This window comes from Shewanella putrefaciens (genome assembly GCF_016406305.1).
GTDB lineage: Bacteria > Pseudomonadota > Gammaproteobacteria > Enterobacterales > Shewanellaceae > Shewanella > Shewanella putrefaciens_C.
Window position 1 is genome coordinate 1,400,493 of record NZ_CP066369.1, and the last position, 26,769, is coordinate 1,427,261.

General features: G+C 46.6%; 22 protein-coding genes. 9 read left to right on the top strand and 13 right to left on the bottom strand.

Annotated elements, in window-relative coordinates; translation table 11 throughout:
- Positions 1-74: 74 nt before the first annotated feature.
- Both JFT56_RS06045 and nadK read right to left on the bottom strand, forming a co-directional pair.
- Positions 75-1,718 carry an L-lactate permease gene (locus tag JFT56_RS06045; RefSeq protein ID WP_198782790.1) on the bottom strand — a complete coding sequence of 548 codons (1,644 nt, stop codon included), beginning with the start codon at positions 1,716-1,718 and terminating at the stop codon, positions 75-77.
- Between the two features lie 728 nt (positions 1,719-2,446).
- Positions 2,447-3,325, bottom strand: coding sequence for an NAD(+) kinase (gene nadK, locus JFT56_RS06050; protein WP_198782791.1), 879 nt, complete (start codon positions 3,323-3,325; stop codon positions 2,447-2,449).
- Between the two features lie 99 nt (positions 3,326-3,424).
- Between nadK and grpE the strand changes: the two genes are divergently transcribed.
- Positions 3,425-4,045: a nucleotide exchange factor GrpE gene (grpE, locus tag JFT56_RS06055; protein ID WP_198782792.1), complete on the top strand. Its 621-nt coding sequence runs from the start codon at positions 3,425-3,427 to the stop codon at positions 4,043-4,045.
- 149 nt (positions 4,046-4,194) lie between these two features.
- Here grpE and dxs read toward each other — a convergent pair whose 3' ends face one another.
- Genes dxs through xseB form a run of 3 tightly spaced genes read right to left on the bottom strand, consistent with a single transcriptional unit; the run spans position 4,195 to position 7,208 of the window.
- Positions 4,195-6,063, bottom strand: a complete 1,869-nt coding sequence (gene dxs, locus JFT56_RS06060) for a 1-deoxy-D-xylulose-5-phosphate synthase (RefSeq protein WP_198782793.1) — start codon at positions 6,061-6,063, stop codon at positions 4,195-4,197.
- Positions 6,064-6,084: 21 nt separating this feature from the next.
- Entirely contained in the window at positions 6,085-6,966 is an 882-nt protein-coding gene (gene ispA, locus JFT56_RS06065; protein ID WP_198782794.1) for a (2E,6E)-farnesyl diphosphate synthase, read from the bottom strand.
- 2 nt (positions 6,967-6,968) lie between these two features.
- The gene (xseB, locus tag JFT56_RS06070; RefSeq protein ID WP_007646581.1) at positions 6,969-7,208 is read right to left on the bottom strand and encodes an exodeoxyribonuclease VII small subunit; all 240 of its coding nucleotides are present in this window, start codon (positions 7,206-7,208) and stop codon (positions 6,969-6,971) included.
- Between the two features lie 310 nt (positions 7,209-7,518).
- Here xseB and pomA point away from each other — a divergent pair, with 310 nt between their 5' ends.
- The 3 genes from pomA to thiI all read left to right on the top strand — a co-directional run bounded on the left by pomA (position 7,519) and on the right by thiI (position 10,955).
- Positions 7,519-8,286, top strand: coding sequence for a flagellar motor protein PomA (gene pomA, locus JFT56_RS06075; protein WP_198782795.1), 768 nt, complete (start codon positions 7,519-7,521; stop codon positions 8,284-8,286).
- A 3-nt stretch (positions 8,287-8,289) separates the two neighbouring features.
- Complete coding sequence (locus tag JFT56_RS06080) at positions 8,290-9,222, top strand: flagellar motor protein MotB (protein WP_198782796.1); 933 nt, start codon at positions 8,290-8,292, stop codon at positions 9,220-9,222.
- Positions 9,223-9,497: 275 nt separating this feature from the next.
- Complete coding sequence (gene thiI / locus JFT56_RS06085; RefSeq protein ID WP_198782797.1) at positions 9,498-10,955, top strand: tRNA uracil 4-sulfurtransferase ThiI; 1,458 nt, start codon at positions 9,498-9,500, stop codon at positions 10,953-10,955.
- A gap of 123 nt (positions 10,956-11,078) precedes the next feature.
- On the opposite strand, the gene JFT56_RS06090 is transcribed toward thiI, so the two are convergent.
- Positions 11,079-11,318 carry a hypothetical protein gene (locus JFT56_RS06090; RefSeq protein WP_198782798.1) on the bottom strand — a complete coding sequence of 80 codons (240 nt, stop codon included), beginning with the start codon at positions 11,316-11,318 and terminating at the stop codon, positions 11,079-11,081.
- Between the two features lie 177 nt (positions 11,319-11,495).
- Between JFT56_RS06090 and JFT56_RS06095 the strand changes: the two genes are divergently transcribed.
- The 4 genes from JFT56_RS06095 to rlmM all read left to right on the top strand — a co-directional run bounded on the left by JFT56_RS06095 (position 11,496) and on the right by rlmM (position 14,732).
- Positions 11,496-12,407: a transcriptional regulator GcvA gene (locus JFT56_RS06095; protein ID WP_198782799.1), complete on the top strand. Its 912-nt coding sequence runs from the start codon at positions 11,496-11,498 to the stop codon at positions 12,405-12,407.
- Complete coding sequence (locus JFT56_RS06100) at positions 12,388-13,035, top strand: alpha/beta fold hydrolase (RefSeq protein WP_198782800.1); 648 nt, start codon at positions 12,388-12,390, stop codon at positions 13,033-13,035. The genes JFT56_RS06095 and JFT56_RS06100 overlap by 20 nt, the downstream gene beginning before the upstream one ends.
- A 42-nt stretch (positions 13,036-13,077) precedes the next feature.
- Positions 13,078-13,470 (top strand): DUF423 domain-containing protein, encoded by a 393-nt coding sequence (locus tag JFT56_RS06105; protein WP_198782801.1) that lies wholly within the window; start codon positions 13,078-13,080, stop codon positions 13,468-13,470.
- A gap of 176 nt (positions 13,471-13,646) precedes the next feature.
- Positions 13,647-14,732 carry a 23S rRNA (cytidine(2498)-2'-O)-methyltransferase RlmM gene (gene rlmM, locus JFT56_RS06110; protein WP_198782802.1) on the top strand — a complete coding sequence of 362 codons (1,086 nt, stop codon included), beginning with the start codon at positions 13,647-13,649 and terminating at the stop codon, positions 14,730-14,732.
- Between the two features lie 133 nt (positions 14,733-14,865).
- Here the strand turns inward: rlmM and JFT56_RS06115 are convergent, their stop codons facing one another.
- A complete protein-coding gene (locus JFT56_RS06115; RefSeq protein ID WP_007646592.1) occupies positions 14,866-15,873 on the bottom strand; it encodes an isocitrate dehydrogenase in 1,008 nt (335 codons plus the stop codon).
- 254 nt (positions 15,874-16,127) lie between these two features.
- Between JFT56_RS06115 and JFT56_RS06120 the strand changes: the two genes are divergently transcribed.
- Entirely contained in the window at positions 16,128-18,953 is a 2,826-nt protein-coding gene (locus tag JFT56_RS06120; protein WP_198782803.1) for a prolyl oligopeptidase family serine peptidase, read from the top strand.
- Between the two features lie 520 nt (positions 18,954-19,473).
- On the opposite strand, the gene JFT56_RS06125 is transcribed toward JFT56_RS06120, so the two are convergent.
- The 6 genes from JFT56_RS06125 to JFT56_RS06150 all read right to left on the bottom strand — a co-directional run bounded on the left by JFT56_RS06125 (position 19,474) and on the right by JFT56_RS06150 (position 26,682).
- Positions 19,474-19,872 carry a hypothetical protein gene (locus tag JFT56_RS06125; protein ID WP_198782804.1) on the bottom strand — a complete coding sequence of 133 codons (399 nt, stop codon included), beginning with the start codon at positions 19,870-19,872 and terminating at the stop codon, positions 19,474-19,476.
- Between the two features lie 174 nt (positions 19,873-20,046).
- Positions 20,047-20,475, bottom strand: a complete 429-nt coding sequence (locus tag JFT56_RS06130) for a DUF3192 domain-containing protein (RefSeq protein ID WP_198782805.1) — start codon at positions 20,473-20,475, stop codon at positions 20,047-20,049.
- A gap of 109 nt (positions 20,476-20,584) precedes the next feature.
- The gene (gene xni / locus JFT56_RS06135) at positions 20,585-21,370 is read right to left on the bottom strand and encodes a flap endonuclease Xni (protein ID WP_198782806.1); all 786 of its coding nucleotides are present in this window, start codon (positions 21,368-21,370) and stop codon (positions 20,585-20,587) included.
- A gap of 27 nt (positions 21,371-21,397) precedes the next feature.
- On the bottom strand, positions 21,398-22,753 hold the full coding sequence (gene ppnN / locus JFT56_RS06140) for a nucleotide 5'-monophosphate nucleosidase PpnN (protein WP_198782807.1): 1,356 nt from the start codon (positions 22,751-22,753) through the stop codon (positions 21,398-21,400).
- Positions 22,754-22,809: 56 nt separating this feature from the next.
- On the bottom strand, positions 22,810-24,366 hold the full coding sequence (locus JFT56_RS06145) for a GGDEF domain-containing protein (protein WP_198782808.1): 1,557 nt from the start codon (positions 24,364-24,366) through the stop codon (positions 22,810-22,812).
- Between the two features lie 150 nt (positions 24,367-24,516).
- Entirely contained in the window at positions 24,517-26,682 is a 2,166-nt protein-coding gene (locus tag JFT56_RS06150; protein ID WP_198782809.1) for a tetratricopeptide repeat protein, read from the bottom strand.
- Positions 26,683-26,769: the final 87 nt, after the last annotated feature.

The following is a 26,769-nucleotide window of genomic DNA, read 5'->3' on the forward strand; positions in this document are numbered from 1 at the left end:
CATTACTCTCTTTGTAAATTGACTGAAGTCGAAGTCACTGAAAGTGACCTCGACTGTTCAATTAAATCAATGGATTAAAAGCCACCCCATAGGGTTGCAATAGTACCTGCCAGCAGGGCATAAGCGATGGCAACAGGCATAGTCTTACGGATAATTTCTGATTCTCTACCCGCCATACCTACCACAGTTGCTGCGGCTACCACGTTCATTACGCACATCATGTTACCGGCGTTTGCGCCAATCCCTTGTAGGGCCAATACCAGAGTGTGGTTCATGCCGATATTGTCGGCCACACTGTATTGTAGACTAGAGAACATCATGTTAGAGAAGGTCGCTGAACCAGATAGGAAGGCACCAAAGATACCAACGATAGGCGCCATCCATGCCCATACCGCGCCCATTGATTGGCCTAACATGTCGGCTAATGCCACTGGCATAGAGGCGAGGCCTGAACCGTTAGCTCCTGAGTTTAGGAAGATTTTCACCATAGGCACTGAGGCGCCTAGTGAAATAATCGTCGGTAACATTGATTTACATGAAATGCTTATTGACTGCTTAATCGCTGGGCTTTTCATTTTGAACAGGAAGAAACCTATAATACACACGGCGACGAAGAACGCACCCGGTGCATATAAAGTAGCAAAGCTGGCCTTAAGTTCGGTGCCCATTAAACCTGTCCAGCTGATATTGAAGCTAGATAACCAGGCTTTTAATGGTGCCACTGTGCGTGATAACACTAGCAGGGCAGCCATAATGATATAGGGTGTCCAAGCGGCAATTTGTGAGAATTTGGCCGTAGCTTCAACCTTCACACCCTCTTGATTGTCATTCTCGGCAAAATCATTCCAAGGGGTTTTAGGGAGCAAATATCCTTTGCGGGCAACGGGGATCACCAGCGCCATACCGATTAACGCACCGATAACCGCTGGGAATTCTGGGCCTGCAAGGTAGTTGATGATCCATGCGGGAACGGTAAAGGCAAGACCAGCAAAAATCGCAAATTTCCAAATCGCTAACCCTTCCTTGAAGGATTTATTGCGACCAAAGAACCCCGTCAGCATAGTCACCATGACCAGCGGGATTAATGAACCTGTGATTAAATCGATAGTGATCATATGCATGACGATATATTGAGCGTAACCAGCATAGTTACCGCCGTGTGCAGCAAATTGCTCCGCCGCCATGCTCACGCCGCCCTGAATTAGGCCCTGTTCCATACCAAAGAGCACGGGTAAACCGATAGCACCGAAGGACACACAAGCTGAGTCGGCAATCAAAGCCACCACGGCTGCGGCAACGGGGGGAACCCCAAGCAATACCAGCAGTGGTGCACCAATCGCGGCTGGCGTACCAAAACCGGCACTACCTTCGATAAAGGCACCGAATAACCAACAGATGATGATCACTTGCACCCGGGCATCGGCACTGATGTTAGTAAAGCCCGCACGGATGGTATCCATCGCACCTGAGTATTTCAGGGTATTGAGTAGGAATACGGCACCAAAAATGATGGTTAATGGTGTGATGGCTGAGAGCAGTCCCTCGAGGACCGATGCGGCCAGTAGCGTAGTATCCATTTGCCATATAAATACGGCGGCGAGCGCTGTAGCTATCATGGAAATGGGCATAGCCTTTGATGCGGGCATTCTGAGTAACACTAGAAATAGCATTACGCTGATCACTGGCGTCAAGCTGGCGAGGAGTTGAAGTATTGTCATGCTTGCCTCTTCATAAAGTGGTCTGTCTTTTTTATTAAAATATTAGGATTATGCATCTACCTTAATGTCGACTTCCCAGACCTGATATCAGCAGTTTTCACTGAAAATATTAATGGTCACGACATTCTGTGGTGTGTACTAGACGCTATTTGGTGCTCGACTAATATGATCTAGATCATTTTGACTGCTATATGAAATGCTAATTTACAGCGCTGCGGGGTGCTTCTCTCATGGGAATTTTCTATCTGTGATCGAGATCACTCGATATGGCTGGGGTATATCAATTTCACTTATATATGTTTCAATAAATCGATATTAAAGTTATTAAAAGTGAGCTTTTAAACGGGTTTAGCCCTCGGAATTGCAATTAACTGATCCATTTATTTCATTAATGGGTTCTTACTGGATTTTTAACACATTTTTAAGGTGTGATTAAGGTCGCATAAGTTAACGGTGAAAATACATCAGAATATTAGATGATTATCTATTATCTTGATATGTAAGGCTAAAATTTTGATTTTTGCGCTTTTTTGAGGGTGATATAGATCACGTTTTTGGTGGGCGTTAAATATGGTGTGACTAAGATCACTTAGTGAAATTAAGTTAATTGTGTAATTTACTTTCCGTTAATTAAGTCGTTTACATAAAAAACAGCATAAAAAAGCATTAGCCATTTTTCAAAGCCTAGGTCGATGGTGCTGGTATTAGAGTTGTTATTAGAGCTGTTATCAGAACAGTTTGCTGCCCCAGCCTAATTTGGTGCGCAAAACGTGGAAATAATTATGCCCCTTAGGGTGGATAAGCCGTAGTTGTTCCGAGCTACGACGTACGATAATTTCATCGCCCGGTAACACGGCCAAATGCACATGACCGTCACAACTGACTTCGAGGTTTTCGCCATTTTCCGGCGATACCACCATCTTAATCGTGCTACAGGCGTCGACCACAATAGGGCGGCAGGATAAAGTGTGCGGAAACATAGGTACTAAGATGAGAGCCTGTAAATTTGGCGTTAAAATAGCGCCCCCAGCGGAGAGGGCATAGGCCGTCGACCCCGTTGGTGTTGACACTATCATGCCATCGGCACGCTGACTGTACATAAATTGATCGTCAATATAGACTTCAAATTCAATCATATGGGCAATTTTACCCGGATGAAGTACGGCTTCATTGACCGCAGTATTGCTCGCCTTGAGCATGCCGTGGCGATAAACCTCGGCTTCGAGTAAGAATCTGTGCTCGGTATCAAACTCGCCATCAAGCACTTTAGCGAGCGCTTCTTCGAAGGCATCGGGTGGTAAGTCCGTTAAAAAGCCTAAGTTGCCGCGGTTCACGCCGATCACTCCCACATCGAAGCGGGCTAATACTCGGGCGGCGCCTAACATATTGCCGTCACCACCGACCACTATGGCTAAATCACAGCGGCGGCCAATCTCCAGCAAATCCACCGCTTCAATATTGGCACCTAGTTCGGTGGCAACTCGCTCTTCGGCTAACACTTCATAGCCTTGCATCGTCAGCCAATGGTGCAGACGTTTTAAGGTTTGGTTAGTCCCTTGATGATGCGGTTTGCCGATAAGGCCAATGGTATGGAACTTTGTGGTCATATTTATGCTAGATCTGGCCTTAGGCCTTGAAACGTCAAAATTGATCCCCATAATATGCCCAGAGTATTTAGAAACAAAGCATTTTTAGCTGGAGTGAAAATGAGCAACGAGTCGATTAAAGCAGAACAGGATCTGATCCAAGAGGGTGTAGAGTCTGAAGTCTCTACCGAAGAAGCGAGTCTTATCGACGAGCTTACCCAAGCCAATTTCCGTATTGAAGAGCTGGAACAGTTACTCGCTGACGCTTTGGCGAAAGTTGAAGAGCAGAAGGATTCAGTGATACGCGCCGCAGCCGAGGTGGATAACATTCGTCGCCGTGCCGCTATGGACGTGGAGAAGGCAAACAAATTCGCATTGGAAAAGTTCGCCAATGAACTTTTACCTGTGCTGGACAACATGGAACGTGCTCTACAGGGCACAAATCCTCAGGATGAAGCGACAAAAGCCATCTATGAGGGCGTTGAGTTAACCCAGAAAGGTTTCTTAACTGCCGTGGCTAAGTTCGGGGTTAAGCCTATCGATCCCCAAGGTCAGGCGTTTAATCCTGATCAACATCAAGCGATTGGCATGCAGCCAAGTGCCGAATTTCCGGCAAATACTGTGATGTTAGTGATGCAAAAGGGTTATGAGCTCAACAGCCGTTTGCTACGCCCTGCCATGGTGATGGTGTCTCAGGGTAGCCCAAATCAAGAAAGCGCGACTATTGATATCGAGGCCTAGGCAATACTGAGGTTTAAGTGAAATAAAGCTGAGGTTTTGCTACAGTAGATGTGATGAAAAAGGACTGCAGATGCAGTCCTTTTTTATGCCTTAATCCCAACACCATTTAGGGTTGGGATTAAAGATTGTTTGACTAGGTAATCTATTGATTATTCGGCTAGATAAGCATTGATTTGCGCTAGAATGCCTTCGGCATCGAGCTGTAAATCATGGGTCACTTCTTCCGGCGATCCGTGTTTAATAAACTCATCGGGTAGACCGATTTGTAGCACGGCTTTAGGCAGCTTCATTTTTTGTAATAACTCTATCACCCCGGAACCTGCGCCGCCCATAATGGCATTTTCTTCCACCGTCACTAGCACATCGTGGGTTTGGGCCATCTCTTTAACCAGCTCGACATCGAGGGGTTTCACGAAACGCATATCGACCACAGTGGCATCTAAATCCTCGGCCGCCGATAATGCTGCAGCTAAAGTGGTACCAAAGTTCAGTATGGCAATGCGTTTACCGTTACGCTTAATGACCCCTTTACCAATAGGCAGCGCCGTCATTGCCTCGACCTGTGTGGCTCCTGTCGCGCTGCCCCTTGGATAGCGAACCGCACTGGGGCCAGCATCGTAGCAATAACCGGTATACAGCATTTGGCGACATTCATTTTCATCGGACGGCGCCATAATCACCATATTGGGGATGCAACGCATAAAGCTTAAGTCAAATGCCCCTTGGTGAGTTGGACCATCGGCGCCGACAATACCACCGCGATCTATTGCAAATAAAACGGGTAATCGTTGCAGGGCAACATCGTGGATCAGTTGATCATAGGCCCGTTGCAGGAAGGTCGAATAAATTGCTACTACGGGTTTATAACCTTCACAGGCAAAACCTGCGCCGAGCGTCACTGCATGTTGCTCGGCAATGGCCGCATCGAAATATTGTTTCGGGAAGCGCTGTGAAAACTCCACCATGCCCGAACCTTCACGCATGGCAGGGGTGATGCCGAGCACTTTGTCATCCTGCTCGGCAATATCGCATAGCCATTTGCCAAATACCTGGGAGAAGGTCGGCAGCCCAGGTTTTGTCGCAGGCTTTTTAAACTGTGAAGGATCAAATTTAGGCACGGCGTGCCAGCCTATGGGATCTTTCTCCGCCGGCTCGTAACCACGACCTTTTTTGGTCATGATATGCAGTACCTGTGGTCCCTTGAGATTGCGCATATTGCGTAGGGTTTCGACCAAAGCTTCCACATCGTGGCCATCAATCGGACCGATATAATTAAAGCCTAGCTCTTCAAACAGTGTGCCGGGTACCACCATACCTTTGAGGTGTTCTTCGGTACGTTTGGCCATTTCTTTGATGACGGGCATGCCCTTGAGCACTTTTTTGCCGCCTTCGCGCAGTGTGGTGTACAAACGGCCTGACATCAGTTGGGCTAAGTGATTGTTTAGGGCGCCGACATTTTCAGAAATTGACATTTCGTTGTCGTTCAGCACCATCAACATATCGTTGTGCAAGTCGCCAGCGTGGTTCATGGCTTCAAACACCATGCCGCCTGTCATGGCACCATCGCCGATGACGGCCACGACTTTACGTCCAGCTTGTTCTTTCTCTGCGGCCACGGCCATCGCCAGCGCGGCACTGATTGACGTGCCTGAATGCCCCACGCTAAAGGTGTCGTATTCACTTTCTTCACGCCAAGGGAAGGGATGCAAACCATTCTTTTGCCTGATGGTATGCATTTTATCCCGACGCCCCGTTAAAATTTTATGGGGATAGGCTTGATGGCCCACATCCCAAATTAAACGATCGAATGGGGTATTGTAGACATAATGCAAGGCAACGGTTAATTCGACCGTTCCTAAGCCAGAGGCAAAATGTCCGCTGGACATGCCGACGGACTTAAGAAGGAACTCCCGCAATTCATCGGCTACCTGTGGTAATAGGGCCTGAGGAAGTTGGCGGAGTTCATTGGGAGTATTGGCCTGGGCCAATACGGGAAACTGAGAAATGTCCAAACTCATAGCGAGATACTTCGTCTCTTATTATATTCTTCGCTCAATGATATAGCGGGCGAAGTCTGCAATTAACTGGCTATTGTATGGCAATTTAGCCAGCGCTGATAGTGCCTCTTGGATCAGTTGCGCTGCGGTGTCTTTAGCACCTTGTAGTCCAAGCAGTTGCGGAAAAGTACTCTTATTGGATTCTGCGTCCGAGCCCTGGGGCTTGCCGAGTTCTTCCGTGGTGGCAATGATATCCAGAATATCGTCTTGCACTTGGAAGGCAAGTCCTACCGCATGGGCAAATTCCATCATAGCCTTATATTCATCTTTTGGCGCATTGGCGGCAATCAATGCTAACTCAACGGCGCAGCTGATCAGCGCACCCGTTTTCATATTGTGTAGTTGAGTTAACGCATTAAGATCAATTTTTTTATCGGTTGAGGCTAAGTCTATCGCTTGGCCACCACACATCCCCCGATAACCCGATGCTTTTGCCAATGCCCGGACCATAGCGATATGTTGATCGCTGCTGATACCTGGAATCACTTCGGTCACAATTTCAAAGGCTAAGGTTTGCAGTGCATCGCCAGCAAGAATGGCAGTGGCTTCATCGAAGGCGATATGCACTGTGGGTTGACCGCGACGAAGCGCATCATCATCCATGGCGGGTAAATCGTCATGGATTAAGGAATAGGCATGAATGCACTCAATGGCGGCGGCGCAGGCATCTAATTTTTCAAGCGCGACGCCGAACATCTGCCCAACACTGTAAACAAGAAATGGGCGGATCCGTTTACCGCCAAGGAGTGCGCCATGGATCATGGCCGCCTTTAATTGGGGAGCGGTATCTTCGAGTGTACTAAAACGCTGTTTTAATTGGTTATCAACCCGTAGTTGATATGTCTGTATGGCACTGACTAACACGCTTATTCACCCTCAACGGCATAGGGAGACAGGGGCGCATTTTCATCTGGCTTCAGTAAAATGGCCACTTTTTGTTGGGCTTGTTCGAGCTTAGCTTGGCTATTACGCACGAGATTAATGCCGCGTTCAAATTGTTTTAACGCGTCATCGAGGGAGACGTCGCCCTGTTCTAACTCGGCGACTATGCGCTCGAGTTCAGCTAGGGATTCTTCAAAACTAAGGTTTTCGGGTTTCTTCGCCACGTTAATAATTCCTTTGAAAGAGCGGACACAAGGTATATCAGGGCGGCGCAAGGGTCAAATTCAGACGGCGGATATTTGCTCAATAGCACGCTTTGTTGCTGAATTTTTTTCAGAAAATATAAATAGTCGCTAAACTTGCTTAGTGCTTGTCCGATAACTGACAATAGGATAACCGTGTTTTAGATGATTTTTGCATAACTGATAAGGCTCACGTAAATACTAGCGTGTTATGTTAACGCAAATAACACGAGTGTAATTTTACTCATAGAGTCAGTATGATGTTGTTTATACCCAATATTGAGGAGCCATTGTGGATTTAGCTACATTAATTGGTCTGGTCGGAAGCTTTGGTTTTATCCTTTGGGCGATGGCGACCAGCGGCGGTTTGATGATCTTCATTGATGTGCCCTCGGTTTTTATCGTATTTGGTGGCTCTTTCTTCGTTGTGATGATGAAGTTCAATCTCAAACAGTTTTTCGGTGCGGTCAAAATCGCGATGAAAGCCTTTATGTTTAAGATTGATAAGCCAGATGATCTTATCGAACAATCTGTGACTATGGCCGATGCCGCCCGTAAAGGCGGTTTTCTCGCGCTAGAAGAAGCGCAAATTACCAATAGTTTTATGCAAAAAGCCGTTGATATGTTGGTTGATGGCCATGACGGCGATGTGGTGCGCGCCGCCCTCGAAAAAGACATTGCCTTAACGGAAGAGCGTCATCGCAATGGTATTGCCATTTTCAGAGCCTTTGGTGACGTAGGCCCAGCGATGGGGATGATAGGTACACTCGTTGGTCTGGTTGCCATGCTATCGAATATGTCAGATCCTAAATCCATTGGCCCTTCGATGGCGGTAGCCTTGCTAACGACTTTATATGGTGCTGTGGTTGCTAACATGGTGTGTATTCCCATCGCCGATAAACTCACCCTGCGTATGGGCGAAGAAATGCTGAACCGCAACTTGATCATGGATGCTGTGTTGGCTATTCAAGATGGGCAAAACCCACGGGTAATTGAAGGTTTCTTGAAAAACTACCTGGCTGAAAAACAGCGGAAAATCGATACAACGGACGGAGAGTAGCCGATGGCTAAGGCTAAGTGCAATTGTCCACCGCCGGGAGCTCCGCTCTGGTTGGCAACATTTGCCGACTTAATGTCGCTGTTAATGTGCTTTTTCGTGCTGCTGCTATCGTTTTCTGAAATGGATGTGATGAAGTTTAAGCAGATCGCAGGCTCGATGAAATATGCCTTCGGGGTGCAAAACAAGGTCGAAGTGAAAGATATTCCTAAGGGAACGTCGGTGATTGCGCTGGAGTTTAGGCCGGGTCGTCCCGATCCCACCCCGATTGAAATTATCAACCAACAAACCAATGAAATGACCGAACCAGTCTTGGATTACCAAGCGGGTCAAGACGAAAGCTCCGGTGGCGTACAGCAACAAAGTGGCTCCCAAAGGGGAGGCGAAGCGAGTGCGACGGCCCAGGAAACCGCCGATGCCGTGAAAGCCGAAGCCGCTGCGGCCCAGGATCAGATTAATCAGCAAGTGAAAAAAATGGCCCAGGAGCTTAATAAAGAGATCACGGATGGTGCGATTGAAATTGAGTCTTTAGGTCAACAGATTATTATCCGGATCCGCGAGAAAGGCTCATTTGCCTCGGGCTCTGGCTTCCTTCAGCCCAAATTTAAACCTGTGGTGCGTGCCGTGGGTGAGTTATTAAAAGATGTACCGGGGATCATTACCGTGTCTGGTTACACCGATGATATGCAGATAAGTGATGAGCTTTATAGCTCTAATTGGGATTTATCGAGTAAGCGTGCCGTTGCCGTTGCCAGTGTGTTATTAGAGGTCAAAGACTTTGATTCTAAACGGATGAAAGTGGTAGGTATGGCATCTAATAATCCCATAGTGCCAAATAGTTCAGCGGAAAATCGGGCCCGTAACCGCCGAGTGGAAATTGCTATCGAGCAAGGTAAGGCAAAGGAATCCGAAGAAATTCAAATCGATAAGACACCGTAAATCCATTGGGTTTATTCTTAGCTAAAGCCGCAAATCCACTGCGGCTTTTTTATTCGGACTTTTTTGACTATAAGATCCTAACGCTTTGTGTTGAATGATTGAGCACTTGCTTTCCCGTGATGGCGCGCATCCTTAGGCGCCATTATCTAGCGCAAAGCACAGCTGAAAGACATGGTGCATGGAAACAGGTGCGTCAATCGCGGTGAGTTTGTTATAATCCCCCGATTATTCTTTTAACCAATTTTGCTGTATTCAAAATTGCCCGCGGAAATCCCATGAAGTTTATTGTAAAGCTATACCCAGAAATCATGATGAAGAGCAAGCCTGTGCGGATGCGCTTCACCAAAATGCTCGAAACCAACATCCGTAATGTGCTCAAAAAAGTTGATGAAGATGCCAAAGTGCAGCGTCAATGGGACCGTATTATGGTGATGGTACCAAAGGATAAACCTGAGTTAGCGCAGGCCTTTGGTGAGCGCTTGGCATGTATCCCTGGTATTGCCCATGTCGTTCAGGTTGATGAGTACAGTTTTACCTCTGTGGATGATATTTATCAGCAAGTGTTGCCCGTTTACCGTGAGCAAATTGCCGGTAAAACCTTTTGTGTGCGGGTGAAACGCACGGGTAGCCACGATTTTAATTCCATCGAGGTGGAGCGTTATGTCGGTGGTGGCTTAAATCAGTTTACCGATGCATTGGGTGTCCGTTTAAAAAATCCAGAAGTGACAGTCAACCTCGAAATCGAGGGGGATAAATTGTACATGGTGACTAAGCGCATCGAGGGGTTAGGTGGCTTCCCGATGGCAACCCAAGAAGATGTGTTGTCGTTGATTTCCGGCGGTTTTGACTCGGGTGTTTCTAGCTATCAATTTATCAAGAAGGGCGCTCGCACCCATTATTGCTTCTTTAATTTAGGCGGCGCGCAGCACGAAATTGGCGTAAAACAGGTGGCATATCACTTGTGGAAAACCTATGGTGAATCCCACAAGGTGAAGTTTATTTCTGTGCCCTTTGAGCCTGTGGTTGCCGAGATTTTAGAGAAAATCGATAACGGCCAAATGGGCGTTGTGCTTAAGCGTATGATGATGCGCACCGCGGCGCGCATCGCCGATCGTATGGGCATTCAAGCCTTAGTGACGGGTGAAAGCTTAGGCCAAGTATCAAGCCAAACCCTCACAAACCTAAATGTGATTGACCGTTGTACCGAACTGCTGATCCTTCGTCCCTTGATTGCCATGGATAAGCAGGACATTATCAATGAGAGCCGCAGAATTGGTACCGAAGATTTTGCTAAGTCAATGCCGGAATACTGCGGCGTTATTTCGCAAAAGCCGACAGTGAAGGCGGTACTGGCGAAGGTTGAAGCCGAAGAGAAGAAATTTTCAGAGGATTTGATCGATCACATAGTGGCGCAGGCTGTCGTTATCGATATTAGGGAGATTGCAGAGCAAATGGATACTCGGATAACAGAAACAGAAACCGTGGTCGCCATCGAAGATACCAATGAGGTTGTGATTGATATCCGCGCTCCAGAGGAAGAAGAAAACAAACCGCTTCAAATTGAAGGGGTTGAGATTAAACGTATCCCATTCTTCAAGTTGGCGACCCAGTTTGCGGATCTCGACAAGCAAAAAACCTACTTGTTGTATTGCGAGCGAGGCGTCATGAGCAAGTTGCAGGCGCTGTATTTAATCGAGCAGGGATACACTAACGTTAAAGTGTACCGTCCATAGATAAAGGCTGCTAATCGCTTGATTGCTCAGCGTCTTTGGTGCATGTAAAAACGAAAAAGCCGCAATATTTGCGGCTTTTTTGTCAAACATCCCCACCTCTTTGCGATAGGGTAGGCGTTAACATTATTGCTCTACTTTTACCACTTGCTGGCTTGGAACTTTGCCTTCTTCCGCAATCAGCATGGTGGGAGCTTGTAACTCTTCCTGCTGCATTTTATCCATGGCTGCGGTGAGGTCGGCATTGATACTTGCCTGTAAGTCAGTGGTATCTATGACGATTTCGTCAACGAGTACATTGGCACTGACATTAACACTGAGTGCTGAGACTAACACTAACGCAAATGCAGATTTTAAATTGAACATAGTCGCCTCCGGGCTGACAAAATAACGCTGTCAGACATTCCCATCATCGTTGTCGAGATTGTCCAACCTAGGTGTTTCATTGGCGCAAAATTTAACCAAAAACGCTGGCCTTTACAAACGATTAAATGTAACAATACGGATTAGAAAAACTAATTAAAAATTGAGATAGAGATCACTATGTCAAGACGATTACCACCACTTAATGCGGTTAAAGCATTTGAAGCCGCCGCACGGCACTTGAGCTTTACTCGCGCGGCTGAAGAACTGTTCGTGACTCAGGCTGCGGTGAGCCATCAAATTAAGGCGTTGGAAGACTTTCTCGGATTAAAATTATTTCGCCGAAAAAACCGCTCTTTGCTGTTGACCGAGGAGGGGCAGAGTTATTTTCTCGATATTAAAGATATCTTCACCCAATTGGCCGACGCCACCGACAGACTTTTAGCCCGCAGTGCCATTGGTTCGTTGACTGTGAGCATGTCTCCGAGTTTTGCTATCCAGTGGTTGGTGCCACGTTTGGCTAAATTTAGTGAAAAAAATCCCGATATTGACGTGCGGATTAAAGCCGTTGATACCGAGGCCAGCTCTTTGACCGATGATGTGGATGTGGCGATTTACTATGGTCTAGGTAATTGGCCAGGCTTACGGGCCGACAAGCTGCGTAATGAAGTGCTTATCCCTGTATGCTCGCCCATGTTACTCAATGGTCCTAAGCCGCTTTCAAAGCCAGAAGATTTAAAATATCACACCCTGCTGCATGATATGAGCCGCCACGACTGGCAGGCATGGTTTAGGCAATGTGGCATTAACGATATCAATGTGAACCAAGGGCCGATTTTTAGCCATTCCTCCCTCGTATTACAGGCTGCGGCCCATGGCCAAGGCGTGGCCCTGGGTTATAGTGTGCTCGCTCGCCCTGACATCAAAGCGGGGCGGCTTGTGTGTCCATTCCAAGAAGTGTTAGTCAGTAAAGACGCTTACTATCTAGTGTGTCAGCAAAATCATGCGGAGCTTGGAAAGGTTGTCGCATTTCGTGAATGGATGTTAGATATGTTTGCCGAGGAGTCCCGTAGTGAGTTATTGCCAGGATAAACCCGCATATTTGATTGAAGGCGCGCCCAGTGACACATTGATTTTATTTGCCCATGGGGCCGGGGCCAACCGGGACTCTGAATTTATGCGCTCGATGGCATCAGGATTAGTAGCCAAGGGTTTTAAAGTGATGCGCTTTAATTTCCCCTATATGCAGGCTAATGCGGCCGATGGCAAGAAGCGCCCTCCCGATAGGGCGCCCAAACTGCTCGCTTGCTTTACCGAAATGCTCGATGTGGCGCATGCACAGCCGCAGGTAAAACGCGTGGTACTGATGGGCAAATCCATGGGCGGCCGTATGGCGGCCATTCTTGCCTCCGATACTCACCTAGCAAGTCGGATCGACAGGGTGATTTGTTTAGGTTATCCCTTTATTCCCCTAAACGGCGGCGAGCCGAGATTGGCATCACTAAATGAATGCCAAGTCCCGGTACTCGTGTTACAGGGCGAGCGGGATAAATTTGGGAATAAAACCCAAATACCCACTTGGCCACTGAACGATACTATCCAGTTCGGCTGGTTACCCGACGGGGATCATAGTTTTACCCCAAGAAAGTCGTCTGGCACGACTGAAGCGGCTAATCTAGCCCTTGCTATTGATTTATCAGTTAAATTTATCATTAGTTAAATTTGTCATTAAGAGTTAAGCCCATTCCATTTGGAGATTGAAATGCGTAAAGGTCTGTTATTACTCGCCGCACTTAGCGGATTTTTAGCCGTGGCTTTAGGCGCGTTTGGTGCCCACGGTTTAAAAGCAGTTGCCCCACCAGAGTTGATTGACGTGTTTAATCTTGGGGTGCAATACCATTTCTACCATACCTTCGCCTTAATCATGGTTGCTTTCTCGGGCCAATGGTTAACCTCACGTTTATTGGATTGGTCGGCCTATTTGTTTATTGCTGGGATAGTGCTGTTTTCTGGCTCGTTATATGGACTGGCATTGTTTGGGACTAAGTGGCTTGGCCCTATCACCCCTATGGGTGGCGGCTGTTTCTTACTGGGGTGGTTATTATTTGCCGCCGCCGTATGGCGCCACAAAGTGGTAGACGGTAACGAGTCTTAAGTTCAAGCCAGAATGTGAGTTACTAGGCTTAGGATGCTCCTAAGCCTTTTTTATTGCTCAAATCGCACTTAGTGTTTGCGGTGCAGCAAATAGGGCATTTGTGGATTGAAATTGGTATACTGGCGCCCAAATCGATAGTCAGCCAGAGCTTTGGCTTGGATTTCTTAAGGATCTCCATGAAAAACCTATTTTTATTTTGCCGCGCCGGCTTTGAAAAAGAATGCGCAGCAGAAATTCAACAGCGAGCCGGTGAGCTCAATGTCGGTGGCTTCGTTAAGGCCAATAATAACGACGCCTATGTGGTGTTCCAGTGTTTTGAAGAAGGCGCGGCGGATATTTTAGCCAAACAGCTTCCATTGGATTCATTGATTTTCGCCCGTCAAATGTTTGCAGCGAGTGAGTTGCTCGCCGATTTGCCTGAAAGCGACAGAGTCAGCCCAATTGTTGCGGCGCTCAGTGAGGTCAGTAAGGCGGGTGAAGTGCGGGTTGAAACGCCTGACACCAATGAAGCGAAAGAGCTCTCGGCTTTTTGTCGTAAGTTTACTGTGCCCTTACGTCAGCATTTGAAAAAGTCTGGTAGTTTGCTCGCCCAGGAAAATCCCAAGCGTCCGATTATCCATGTGTGTTTTGTCGGGCCAGGCCGTGCCTATGTGGGTTATTCCTACAGTAATAACAGTTCACCCCATTTTATGGGGATCCCACGCCTTAAAATGGCGGCGGATGCACCGAGCCGTTCTAGTTTGAAACTCGATGAAGCCTTCGGACAGTTTGTGCCTAAGGAAGAGCAAGAAGAACGTATTCGCAGTGGTATGAATGCCGTCGACTTAGGCGCTTGTCCAGGTGGCTGGACCTATCAACTGGTGCGCCGCGGTATGTTTGTCTCGGCGGTCGATAATGGCCCCATGGATGAAAAACTGATGGAGACGGGCCAAGTAAAACATTACCGCGAAGACGGTTTTCGTTTCGAGCCCCAGCGCAAAAATATCTATTGGTTAGTGTGCGACATGGTTGAAAAGCCTGCGCGTGTGGCCGAGCTTATCGAAGCTTGGGCGATTAATGGTTGGTTTAAGGAGGCGATTTTTAACCTTAAATTACCGATGAAGAGCCGCTATAAAGAAGTCACGGCGATCCTTGAAACCATGCAGACCATTTTAAAGGAAAACGGCATCACTGAGTTTAAGGTGCAGTGTAAACACCTCTACCATGACAGAGATGAGGTCACAGTGCATTTATGGCTGCGCCCTAATACGGCTTGGAACTGATCCTGATTGCAGTAAATGGTGATGCTGCTTGTGGTATGAAGCGATGATTACTTAACGAAAAGCCCCGAATATTCTTCGGGGCTTTTTTACTTGGCTACCTTAATGTAAAGCGGTTAGCTTAAGCACGCTAAGGTCACAGGCGATCGAGTACCGCTTGGGTAAAGTCGGTCGTGCCGTGGGTGCCGCCTAAATCGCGGGTGGTACGGTCGCCTTCTTCGATCACGGCAGATACCGCTTTACGGATCTGCTCCGCTTTGTCAGCCATACCTAGGTATTCCAGCATCTGGATAGACGCTAAAATCACTGAGGTTGGGTTGGCGAGGTTTTTGCCAGCGATATCAGGCGCACTGCCGTGAACCGCTTCGAAAATCGCTGCATCACGGCCGATGTTGGCGCCTGGTGCCATGCCTAAACCACCCACTAAACCGGCGCACAGATCCGATAAAATGTCACCGAACAGGTTGGTCGTTACGATCACATCGAAGTTTTCGGGGTTCATCACTAACTTCATGCAGGTTGCATCGACGATCATTTCTTCGGTCTTGATGTCTGGGTAACGTAGGCTCACTTCACGGGCCACTTTCAGGAACAGCCCTGAAGTTGACTTCATGATGTTAGCTTTGTGCACGATAGTGACTTTTTTACGGTTTTCTTTGCGGGCCAGTTCGTAGGCGAAGGTGGCGATTTGCTCTGCACCTTGGCGAGTGACGATACTGGTCGCTTCTGCCGTTAACCCATCGTCAGACACTTTTTGACCGTGACCAGAGTACATGCCTTCGGTGTTTTCGCGGACTGTGATGATATCGATATTTTCGTAGCGGGCTTGAGTGCCTTTAAAAGACAGCACTGGACGCACGTTAGCATACAGACCGAATTTCTTACGTAAGGTCACGTTGATAGAAGTAAAACCTTCACCAACCGGTGTAGTCAGTGGACCTTTAAGGGTGATACGGTTTTTTTCGATAAGCTCTAAAGTGCGTTGTGGAAGTAGCTCGCCCTGCTTCTCGAGCGCGGTGAGGCCAGCATCGGCAAATTCATATTCAAAATCACAACCTGCTTTATCAAGAATTTTTAAGGCAGAATCAATAATACTTGGGCCAATTCCATCACCTGGAATTACGGTTATCGTTCTTTTTGACATGGAGAAGTCCTTCCACGGTTCGTCGTTACTGCAATTGTCTGCCCCAGCGATAGCCGGGTAACATGACTATGAATTTGGTATTTTTTCTGGCTATTATTTTAACCATCTTTGGTCAAACTTCACAGGGAATAGTGAGCGATATCACGATTTTTTGTGTGGTATAACTTGTAAAAATACTGGGTTATAACGATGATGGAGAGCTAATGGTTAAAAAAGTCTACTTTAGTCTAACAAATATATAAAAGAGGAAGACATTGAAGTTATTACCTATCACATCTTTGGTACTGTTATCCCTCGGTATATTGCCAGTCGTGCAGGCAGAAACCAGCACTAAGCCGCTTACCTTAACAGACATTATGCATTTTGAATCCCTCGAAAAGCCGGTTATCGCTGACAATGGTCAGGTGATTGCGGTCGAGGCTGCCCCCGACCGTGGTGATAGCCATGGCATAGTGAAAAATCTGCTCACTGGACAACATTTTACGCTTGCAGGTGGTTCAGAACCGCTTATTAGCCATTCAGGGCGTTTTGTGGCTATGGTGGTTAAGCCTAGCTTATTAACGCTTGAAATCAGCGATGCTAAAGCGAAGAAAAAACTCAAGTCTGACATGGTGTTACTCGACACCCAAACGGGTTCACAAACCCGTTTCGAACGGGTAAAAGAATTTGTATTCAGTGACGATGGCAAACAGCTAGCGATTGGGTTTGAGGCCGATGAGGAGCCCAAAAAAGATGTCGATGGGGCTAAAGCGGTCGATGTTAGCACCGAAAATCCAGCTAAAGCCGAAAAGCCAAAGGTGGATAAGTTTGACCAAGGCCGCCGCTTTACCTTGCTTAGTTTAGAAGATCAAACCAAGCGCATCGATGTTGAGCATGTCACGGCTTATGTTTTCGATAAAGATAGCCGTAGACTCGCGCTCGCCGTCAATAATAGTGCTGAGCAACAACACCAATTGCAGCTAGTTGACTTAAAGACCTTTGAGCAATCCACGGCCTTTGAATCGACGACCCAACAAATTGGCGCCTTAGCGCTGGCAAAAAATGGCCGTTGGTTGGTGTTTACTCAAGGTCAGGCAAGTGAGTTGCCCTATGGCCGCAGTTATCAGTTATCGCTGGTCGATTTGCCATCGGGCAAAATCCGTAAAATCCCTGAGTCGCCGGAGTGGAAACTCAATCGTTACACGAGTTTAAACTTTTCCTTGGACAGTGAACGGCTGTTCTTCGGCCGCGTGCCGCAGGTGAGTCAACAGCTGAGTTTGGCGAAAATTACCGAAGAAAAAGATCTGTTCGATGCCAATATCGTCACTGGTCAGCGCAGGCTTAAGGTGTGGCATGGTGATGATCCGCGGATTAAACCCAATGAAATCAAACAATACGAGGATGAGCAAAAACGCACGTACCTTGCAGTATTGCATTTAGGCTCAAATAATGTGGTGCAACTCGGGGATAAAACTGTACCCGATGTGGTGATGTCGCAGCATAGGCGTTTTATGCTGGCAAGTTCCGATTTGCCCTATCGTAAAATGGCAACCTGGGCGGGTTTTTTCCAAGACTATTACCTTGTCGATCTGAATACCGGTCGTAAGGTGCCATTTTTGACACAACAGCCCAGTGATGAGCTGCCGAGTCTGTCGGGAAATGGTAAATATGTGGCTTATTATCAACAAGGTAACGTCTATCTTTATGATGTCGCACTGGGGCGGCGTACTAATCTGACTCAATCCTTAAGTGTCAGTTTTGCCGATGAAGATCATGATTATCCCTCTAATGCGCCTGGCTATGGTTTTGGCCCTTGGCTGAAGGATGATGCGGGTTTCTTAGTTTACGATAAATATGATGTCTGGCAGTTTAATACTGAGTCTAAGGACGGATTTGCGCTAACCGCGGGTCAAGGGCGCGCGCAAAAAATCCAATATCGCCTCGAAGGTTTAGTGGATAATCCCGATGTACCGACCGAACTTGCCTATAACGCCACTGTATTACTCCACGGTTATAGTGATAAAACCAAGGCCGATGGTTTTTACCAATCGACCTTAGGTGAAGCGGGCGTGAAGACGCTGATGCAAGGCGAGTATAAGCTGACCGTGCTTGGGCGCAGTAAAGACGCCGACGCTATCGTGTTTTCTAAGGAGCGGTTCGATCTATTCCCCGATTTATATACGGCCAGCTATAACGCACCGCAGAATGCGGTTAAACAAACCGACTTAGATAAACAGCGCCAAGCCTTTAACTGGAGCAAATCCGAATTAGTTCACTGGACGAATGGCGATGGTAAGCCGTTAGATGGCATGCTGATTAAACCTGTCAATTATCAAGCGGGTAAGCGTTATCCTGTGCTGGTTTACTACTATCGCTTTATGACGGATAGACTGCATGCTTTCCCGCAGATGAACATTAACCACAGACCTAATTTTGCCTGGTATGTGAATAACGGTTACGCGGTGTTCTTACCGGATATTCGGTTCGATATTGGCTATCCGGGGGCGAGCTCAGTTCAAGCGCTCACATCTGGCGTACAAAAGCTGATTGAGATGGGCATTGCCGATCCCGCTGCCATTGGTCTGCAAGGGCACTCTTGGAGTGGCTATCAAACGGCGTTTGCCATCACTCAAACTAAAATTTTTAAGGCGGCGGTAGCAGGTGCTCCTGTATCGAATATGACCAGCGCCTACAGTGGTATTCGCCATGGCACCGGGATTGCGCGTCAGTTCCAGTATGAGACTGGGCAGAGTCGCATTGGTGCAAGTTTGTTTGCCGCACCACAAAAATACATTGAAAACTCACCGGTATTTTATGCCGATCGCATTCAAACGCCGTTGATGATCATGTTTGGTGATAAGGACGATGCCGTGCCTTGGGAGCAGGGCGTCGAAATGTATTTGGCCATGCGCCGTGCGGGTAAAGAGGTGGTGTTTTTGCAATATGAAGATGAACCACATCACTTGAAAAAGTACCCCAACAAACTCGATTACAGCATTCGCATGATGGAATATTTTGACCATTATCTAAAGGGCAAACCCGCGCCCGCTTGGTTAAGCCAAGGCGAAGCCTATGTCGAATATAAAACCGATGATGAGTAACTCTCAGTCTTAGCTTTAACAATAAGTAAAACGCCACCAGAAGGTGGCGTTTTTATGCTGAAAGGGCGCTAGGGGGAAATCATTGATATCTTGTTTGGATAGCTTTGTCTATTAAAACAATGATTTATATTTAATGCGCTAAAGATAAGTAATCGCATTAGCAAAGTTATGGCAACCAGATTAGTTTATACTGCCCCCGCATATTCGTTGGCTGATATCCATTAACGCAGGCTTACCATGGTGTTCGCTCACCGACACGCAGCCAGTCCATCCTTGGATGCTCGACCACCCCGTCCATGGGGCGGACGGTCGTCTCGCTAATCACCATGGCTCACCTTTTGGGCATTAGCGTAACCTGTAGGTTTGAAGGAGATACCCAGCACGTTTTTGGACATTTCCAAGTTAGACTTTTAGCCCTAATTAGTGAATTTCGAATTAAAATTTCTATGGATTAACGCAAAGCACAGGGGCGCGAACTCGTGAGCGTCCCCCGGCCACAGACCGCAACTGCTGAGTATTGTTAGCGTTGTGTGCGAAAAAATTTAAGTGCAGCATTTGCCTTTTCTAGACCTAATATGTTTCTTAGCTCAGTGCGAAGGCTGTTCAGCAAAGGATCCAAATCTGCACCACCAGTTTTTGAATGTGAAATAAAAATTTCATTTAAAAGTTGTAATTGCTCACTACTACCAAAAAGCTGCACATCATGAAAACCTTCTTCAAGCTTTTTAAATTCTTCCGAATTTGGTTTTCTTGCAGCGGCAGACCCAATAATTCGATACGCATTAATTAGGTAATCAAGCCTTTTTTCTCGTTTCTTGTTTTGATAATCCCTTCGTGATGTAAACCAGTGCGCAACATACCAACCCCCAATTATGATTAATGATGAAACAACAAGGCTTAATGTAATTGTCATATCCATGTTTAACTACTCTGACGGTTTGATGTGCAAGCTAGACATAATGACTCCCCACAAAGATGCTGATTGAATCGCCATTGTTTTAGTTGTTGCTTTGTAGCATTACTAAAATTTGGTACAACATGTACAAGTTAAGTAACTTGATCAAAGTGGGCGGCAAATCGTATTGAGCCAAAGTTAGTTTTTGCTGCTAGTCTCAGTTTCTGTGGCTGTGGAACTAGCAACATCCGTTCCGGCATCGAGATACTGTTTATAGGTATCTCCACCCCAGGCCATGAGCTTATTATTCTTAAAAATGAGAGGAGTACATTCTTCTTTAGTGGTGATGCCATCGGATTTTTGGTGGTGAGTGCGATAAAAGAGCACTTGTAATTGTGCACCTTGTACCTCTTTTGCCTCTGAAAAATCCGCTTTCCCCAATAGCGACTTCACCTCAGTAATGTCCTGCCCTAGGCTTAAATCAGTCATTTTTTGGCTGTTATAGACTTGCCTATCTTCCCAATCCATTTCATCTGGGGTGGGTTCATAGACGAGTACAACCACAGCGACAAAGGCCACATAGGCGGCGAATATACTGCCAATAATTACCGAAGTTTTTGATTTCATTTAACCTTATCCTTTGCTCATCAAGTGAGTCTTCCTAGCTCGCCAATAAAATACGCTTTTGTTGCCTTAAGGTAAATGCGTTTATTGCAACTTGATGTTAACAAATGTCTTATTGTTCTCTGTCGGAGGCAGGATGTGCGCCGCTTACTCGGAAGTCTTTTAAATTGATATTGAGGGGTAAGTCCGTTTGCAATTGCGCCAGTTTGTAACTGAGGCGTGCCATTTCTTTGCCTTCAGCCAGTTTCTTCGCCTGTTTAGCGCCCAAGTTAGGCAAAGATGAAAAGAGTGTGCTTAGGGTTCTAAAGGTTTTTAATAGCTCTGCCGCCGATTTTGGGCCAATTCCTGGTATGCCGGGAATTTTATTGCCGCTATCACCGGCGAGCGCCATTAAATCGAGAAACTGGCTCCGTTCGACCCCAAGCTTTTGCTCTAGTGCGGCGATATCGAGGTATTGCTGGTTAAAATGGTCCCACTGGCTTATGCGGACATGATTTAGCTGACTAAAACCCTTATCGGTTGAAACGATAATCGCTTCTCCCTGCGCCTTGGCGGTTTTCATCGCGAGGGTGGCGATAACATCATCGGCCTCGGCGGCGGCATAAATGGAGCCTATGCCCATTGATGTTAAATGGTTTTGCAGCGCATTTAGGCCCTCTGCCAGTGGTTCTGGCATAGGTTTTCGGCCTTTTTTGTAATCGGGGTAAAGCTGTTTTCGCCAGGAAATCTCATCGCCATCCCAAACAATGGCGACATGGGTTGGTTGGTGCACGCGCAGCAGTTTCGAACATGCCGAACTGACACGCTCCTTAAGGCTATCCATATCGTTCTCATCGGGGATCGCCGCATAAATACGGCGAACCAAATTGAGACCATCGATGATTAAGAACTTATTCATTGGCAAATTTGCATAAATTAACTGACGCTATTTGACTATCTTATAGCAGGGAACATATGTGCTTCCAGGCAGTTTCATCCTGTGTTGGCTGACAAATGCGCTCAGTAAATTGTCCATCAACTCCATTAAACGGGGATCACCCTTTAATAGGAAGGGGCCAAAACGCTCTATGTGTTTGATCGTATCCGATTTTACATTACCCGCTACTATACCCGAAAATGCCTTACGAAGGTTGGCGGCGAGGTCGGCTTTATTGGTTTGGAAGTGCAAATCCAAATTTGCCATGACTTCGTGGGTTGGAATAAAAGGCAGTTGGAATTCGGGCTCAATTTTCAGGGCCCACTGGTATTGATAGGCATCACCCGTGGCGCGGCGGTAGGTTTTGACTTGCTCCATGCCTTGCTTCATCACCCTTGCCACTTCTGCGGGGTTGTCTATGATGATTTGGTATTTTTTCTGGGCATCTGGCCCTAAAGTTGCCCCAATAAACTCATCTATTTTACTAAAATAATCTGCACTTTCCGTGGGGCCTGTAAGCACGAGCGGGAAGGGGGTTTCTTGATTTTCTTTATTAAGCAAAATCCCTAGGATATAGAGTAATTCCTCAGTCGTGCCAGCGCCGCCGGGGAAAATAATAATGCCGTGGCCTAGACGTACGAAGGCTTCCAGACGTTTTTCGATATCGGGGAGGATAACAAGCTCATTGACGATTTGGTTGGGCGGCTCGGCGGCGATAATGCTGGGTTCAGTCAAACCTATATAACGCGCGTTTTTAACTCTTTGTTTCGCATGGCCGATGGCGGCACCTTTCATCGGCCCTTCCATCGCGCCGGGGCCGCAACCCGTACAGATATCCAGTTCCCTCAGTCCGAGTTGGTAACCTACCTCGCGGGTGTATTGATATTCGACGGCGTTGATACTGTGGCCGCCCCAGCACACAACCACGTTAGGCTCCTTCATCGGCGCGATTGCCCTGGCATTACGCAGAATATCAAACACTACGTTGGTAATATGGCTCGCATTGGTGAGATTGATATGTTTTAGGGTGTCGTATTTATCGCTGATATAGAGAATGTCCCTGAGCACAGCGAACAGATGTTCTTGAATACCTATGATAATTTGGCCATCGACGAAGGCTTGTTCTGGAGGATTGATGAGTTCTAGCTTTACGCCGCGTTCCCGCTGTAGGACGTTGATATCGAAATTATGATATTGCTCGAATAGGGCTTTCGAGTTATCGGTTTTTAAACCCGCAGCAAGCACTGCTAATGAACAGTTACGATATAGTTGATAGAGGGTGCTTTTAGCGCTTTTTTTGAGGCGATCAACTTCGAGTTGTGAAAGCTGATCCATGCTACCTTTTGGGCTGATTTTGACTATCATTTACCACTCCTTCATGTCGACAGGAGTGATAAGAGGAGACGTATAGTTGAGTCTAATTATACGTCTATCACAACCCTGTCTCTGCTTTCATGTTTTGCTTTGTAGAGTGCTGCGTCGGCGCGCTCGAAGGTTTCATGTATGAGTTCATTCCCCATAACTTGCGCAGCCCCTATAGATACTGTAACTGTAATTCTCTGATTTTTAAATTTAAATGGAATATTTTTTACTTTCTCGCGCACTCTGTTTAAAAGTTGAACAATGTCGCCATTGCCAACATCGGGTAGGAGCAGCACAAATTCTTCACCACCATAACGGGCAACAAACTCAGTATCTCGGAGTGAGTTTTTGAGTGCCATGGCGATAACCTGCAGCGTTTTATCGCCAGTGCTGTGGCCAAAACTGTCATTGATGGTTTTAAAGTGATCAATATCGGCTACCGCCACCCACAGGGGTGATTTATGGCGTTGATAGTTGCGATATTCGAGCTCCATGCGTTCTTCTAAGGCGGCGCGGTTAGGCAACTGCGTCAGGCTATCGAGTAAATTGAGTTTTTGCTGCTCGAACAAACGCTCTTTGTAGGTGTTGGCCTCAGTGCTCAGCTCATTGAGCTCTTTACGCATAGTTTCCATCGACTTACGCAGTAAGGCTTGCTCTCTCTGCTCTAAGGCTTCTTTGCGGGCCAGAGCTGAACGAATCGAATTAAGCTGCTCAGTAAGTTGCGCCTTGAGATCGACGACATCTTCCACATCTATGATGATCTCACCGGCGTTATCGACGCGGGTGTTGATTTCCCGATTAAGCTGGGTCTTAAGTTGGAAACTCCGCTGATTGTGGTTATAGGACTCAGTGACGACTTCTCGCACCGCGGCTAAGGCATCGTTTAAGGCGTATAAAAATTCCTGTGATGCCGATTTTTCACGGGCGATATTGTCGAGCAGTAAGGATAAAATCGTTTGGTAGGCTTCGAGTAAACTGTCGATTTCGATGTCCGACGCCAGCACTTCTTTAATGACTAAGACTTGATCACGCTGATCTTTACGAAATTCGATTTCCGAAATCATCTGCGCCAACTCATGGGCTAGCTGCCTATGTTTGGGGAGAACATCGAGCTTTTCAGATTCGTTAAACTGCTGCTGTAAGATGGTTTCGTAGAAGCCAATGATTTGTTTTACTTTAGGAATATATTCCCAAACCGTGTGAAATGGTTTGGAGAGGTCCTGTTTGAAATAGTTAACTTCTTTTTTGAGCCTTTCAGGGGCAGAGTTTACCCTTTGGATTTGACGAACCACCTGCGCAAGGCCCGCTCGGCTTTCTTCGAGCTGAACCATCACATGGTGATACTGACCCTTTAGTAAGCGTTCTACATCGACTAATTCTGGCAACGCTTCATCGACCCGCTCAAAGGTATTTAAGTTATGGCGGAGTTTGGCGAGTTTATTATCCAGCTCAAGATTTTGCCCTTTGCAGGCAAGGCTTAAATGGCCAATAAATTGGAGTAAGGTTTGTAACTTGGCATTTCTATCTTCATTGACTTCATCTAGGGCAAGTTTAGCCGAGTGAAGTTTTTGTTGAAGCAAGGCAAGTTGTGAAACTGTCGCGTTGGAATCCTTCATCCGGAGTATTTTCCTAGCTCTGCAAGGCTAAAAAGCATGATGATCCTCTGTCCAAGTTAGCTCTTAACTCTCATGTAACTAATGTTATAACAACGGCGGTAGAGTGCAAATCTGTTTGCCCGTGTGTCTGTGATTAATTGCTGATATTGATCAAATATTTTCCAATAAATGCCTATCTTGATTATTTTCCCAGCAAGGCCAGTGGATTTCTTCTTTGTTGGCGTTGGTCTCGACTCGGATTAGCCCGCGTTCTATACCCTTTTCAAGGTGTAGGAATAGTGGGTTAGCGAAGAGGCTAGAGGGCACAAAATCCAATGCTCTAAGGGTGACAAAATGATCCCTAGTTATAGGTAAACTGCGGGCGCAGGCGAGTGCCATTTGCACGGTTTCAAATTGCAATTTGGGGTCCATTTTCATTTCTGATTTGGCGAGCAGGGGCAAGTGGATAAATCCCAGATTAAAGGTTTGCGTGAGTTGCCGCTCATCTAATTGTTGCCGCATACGTGTGATAACCTGCTGCGGCTCGATATTCTCGGTAAATCGTACCGCCAACACGCCTTGCCTAATCACATAAACGGGCATGACGAAGGTTGCTGAGATAAGGTCAGCGAGCTGCGTCATTACCGCATTCGCAAAGTATTGGCCATGCTTGATATCTGAATTTAGATAGCCTTGGAATTCAATTAAGCCAAGGGCCATGGTGGGAAGCGGGTTTGCACGTCCTTCGCCTAAGTGAGCGAGTAGTGCGGCATAGCCTAAATGATGGGTAAACGGCTCCTCTTGACTCAGTTGCAGTAGCGCCGCGTTTTGGGCGTGCATTTTTCGGCGATGATTGAAGAGTATAATGATGACTATCATCAAGATAGCGGCAATGAATCCACCGAGGGCTAAGAGTTTATTGGTGGTTTTTGAGGCTAGAATCTTATCATCAAGCTTACCCTGCAGCATGCTGAGTTCGAGCTTGAGTTGCTGCTCCGCGAGGGCTGAGGCCGATACTGCAGCGTCTTTTTCGGGTGTTTGTGTCTGTTGAGTCAGTTCGATAATGCGTTTTTGGGTCGCAATCGTTTTACTCAGGTCCCCTAATTTTTCGGCGGCGAGGGCAATTTGTGTCAACGCGGATTTTTGCTCATCCGCAAGTTCTAACTCGCTAGCGAGTGCTAGGGCGTTGTCGGCATGGGCCATCATCAGCGGCCAGTCTTCCTTGGCTTGGGCTATCTCCCCAATTAAGAGTTCATTGTAAACAAGGTAGTGATGGCTTTGTTTTTCTTTAAATATTTGGTTTGCCATCAATAAATATTTTAGGGCACTAACATTGTCATTGATGTTTGAATAGGCTTGGCCAAGGTTATGAAAGTTGAGGCCTTGGGCAATATAGTTGCCACGCTTAACATCTAATTGCTGGGCGTTAAGGTAGTAATCTATCGCTTTATTCCAGTCCCCTTGCTCGCCGTATACCATAGCGATCACTGTCATACAGCTGGATAGATAAGTGTCATTGCCGAGTTTTTTAAAGCCAGCCGCAGCCTCATGGGCATTCTTTAGTGCTTCATCCCATTGTTTTAAATCTCGATACACCTTAGCCAGTTGTAGCTGAAGATGGGTTTTCATTGAGGGATAGTTAGAGCGATTAGAAAGTCGAACAGCTTCGCTGTAATGTTGTAGCGACTTAGTGAGTTGTTGATTTTTATTGTAATAGTGGCCAAGTTTTGATTCAGCTGCCGCAATTAAATAATCATTTCTGAGCTTGTAGGCAATATCCCTGTAGGTATGAAAGTGCATTAATGCTGGCACGTCCTGGCGGATCACTAAATGCAAGCCACCTAAATGTTCGTGAATCGTATGTTTGAGCAGCATGGCTTCGATATCGAAGCTGTCGTTAATGCGAGTTAACGCCTCATTATAGAAGGTTATCGCTTCTTGATATTTTTGCTCTGTTCGCCCAAGGTAGCGGCCTTGCAGCATAGATACCATAGCTTGTTCATAGGGAGATTGGGCAATGCTAGTGAGGAGTTCGATTAGCGTCTTAGCATCTTGGAATCCAACCTTAGATTTAACATTTGGCTCCATATTGAGCCTTGCGAGCAGTTGCAAAATATGTTCGAACTCATCGGGTTTATAGCCTTGTTCCTTAGCGGCGCGTTCGAACTGCTCCCGATTTTTAAAGGCGATAGGAAAAGAAATCGATTTATTTAAGCTGTCGTACATTTTCTGCGGAGTTTCACGCAGTTCAATCTCTTCCGATTCGAGATCGCGCCCTAGGGTGCTAAAGGAGACTGACAGCAACAAGGTCACGAGAATAACGATGAGTTTATGCATTTGAAAGGGGATCCCATATTTCCTAAATCAAGGAATTTATTTTGTTAGCTTTTGTTAGCGCCTAATGAGGATGCTACATCGACTTGT